A 1758-nucleotide genomic window follows, 5' to 3' on the forward strand; every position below is an offset into this window, starting at 1 on the left:
ATGGGATACCCGAAGCACTGGAAAGAACTGGCTAAATCTATCAAGGAAAAAGCTAATTGGTGTTGTCAAAAATGTGGGCGTGTTTGCTTACGTCCTGGTGAAAAACCTGCTGAGAATATTAAACCCCGTGCCTATAATCTACAAGTTCACCACCACAACATGAATCCTGCTGATAACAGGGTTGAGAACCTAATTTGCCTCTGTAGTGGATGTCATCTTGGATACCATAGAGGAGGTAAGGGCAATATTTCTGTGGGGCAATTGTCGCTGTTTGATTTGTCGGGGTTTGAGAATCGTTGAATTTTCTTGAGGGAAAATAATCAGACTGGGGAAAACCAGGATTGAAAACCACTGCTAAATTTTCTTGGGGGAAATCTCAAATAAGCGACTTTTCCGTAGCAATGCCTATGGTGTACCCCTCTAGAAAAGCAAGCGCGGGTGTATTAACTTACTAATACACCCTATAAAACTGGACTCTATTTAAGAATGAAAGGGACAACCACCAGCAGTTAACTTTTGCAAAAAGGCATTATTATCAAAATAATGCTCTAAAGATTCAATCTTTAAATCTTCAGTTACACGAGCAATACTCATACCCGTGATCTCTATTGTTTCTCCTGTGGGTACATATTCTTTGTAAGTACCCGTAAATGTTCCCCAATGTCGCCATTTGAAGCTAACATTAGGGGGACTAGAAAGCACTTCTGTTAATTCCCATAAAAAACCCTTGGGAAAAGCATTATGAAATAGTTCATAGGATGATTCAAAAGTTTCTGCGGCTGGACAATAATGCTCATTTTCAACTATAAACAAGTTATAAGTTCCTTGCTTAACAACTTCTTCAGCAGTATATTTTTGTCCTCCATTACTACTCATTCTAAACTTATCAGCAACAATAGAAATCCACTGCTGAGGATTCAGTTTATAAGAAGCTTCCATCTCAAATGTCCGCACTAGATTTTGAGCGATCGCTTCTAATGAGCCTTCTGGATGATTGAATTTACTTTCTTTGTGCAGAAATTCATTGGTGTAGGAATAATCTGGCTTATTCCCTTCTCTCCATGCTACCCCTTGATCATGAGTAAGGACTTTTTCTCTATCTTGCACCCAAAGAGGTAATTCCGTAGTCTTATCGTTAGTCATTTTAGGTTACGTGCTTAAAAAAACCTTAACTAGCATAAAGGATTATGTAATCATATCAGTATCAAAATGATAAAAATCTTAGCATTAATCCGAAAGTTACTATCATTGCTTTGCACTGACACAAACACCACACCCTTCAACACCAAATTTTCTTGAGGGAAAACGACTTGATTGGGGAAAACCGGAATTGAGAACACCGTGCAGAATTTTCTTAGGGGAAATTTTTATAGAGGGCGATCGCCAAGCGCTCCTAGGAATCGCCAAGCCCCCCACAGAAATCGCCCCATCAACACCAAATAAATTTTCTTGAGGGAAAAGGTCAAATTACAATATTACTTATCAGAATATAACTAGCTAGAAGCGCACTTCGGATAAGTAAATGAATGAATCCCCGAAAATTGGTGAAATAACTATTGTCAATTCCCTAGCTTTGACTGCACCCACCCCCCTAACTCAACACCCCGCTGCTGTCTATCTCTCTTCTCTATCCCCCGGTTCTCGTTCGGCGATGAGGCAATCTTTGAATGCGATTCCTACGGAGCGCTTCGCTATCGCCAAAATCCTTACCAGCAATGAATGTGATGCGCTGACATTAAATTGGGCTGAACTGCGTTA

At 40.0% G+C, this 1758-nt stretch carries 2 protein-coding genes and 1 pseudogene; 2 read left to right on the forward strand and 1 reads right to left on the reverse strand.

Translation table 11 applies throughout. From position 1 onward, the window contains the following. Positions 1–300 (forward strand): HNH endonuclease, encoded by a 300-nt coding sequence (locus AN490_RS02345; protein ID WP_299999604.1) that lies wholly within the window; start codon positions 1–3, stop codon positions 298–300. Between the two features lie 180 nt (positions 301–480). On the opposite strand, the gene AN490_RS02350 is transcribed toward AN490_RS02345, so the two are convergent. Beyond that, complete coding sequence (locus AN490_RS02350) at positions 481–1143, reverse strand: SnoaL-like polyketide cyclase (protein WP_299999606.1); 663 nt, start codon at positions 1141–1143, stop codon at positions 481–483. A gap of 379 nt (positions 1144–1522) precedes the next feature. Here AN490_RS02350 and AN490_RS02355 point away from each other — a divergent pair. After that, positions 1523–1758: pseudogene (locus AN490_RS02355) on the forward strand (integrase); the annotation flags it as partial.

Source organism: Anabaena sp. AL09 (genome assembly GCF_001672255.1).
Classification (GTDB): Bacteria; Cyanobacteriota; Cyanobacteriia; order Cyanobacteriales; family Nostocaceae; genus Dolichospermum; species Dolichospermum lemmermannii.

What these genes read in the sequence shown, in the direction of transcription:
- AN490_RS02350 (WP_299999606.1), bottom strand. Translation starts at nt 1,143, where the DNA reads ATGACTAACGATAAGACTACGGAATTACCTCTTTGGGTGCAAGATAGA.
- AN490_RS02345 (WP_299999604.1), top strand. Translation starts at nt 1, where the DNA reads ATGGGATACCCGAAGCACTGGAAAGAACTGGCTAAATCTATCAAGGAA.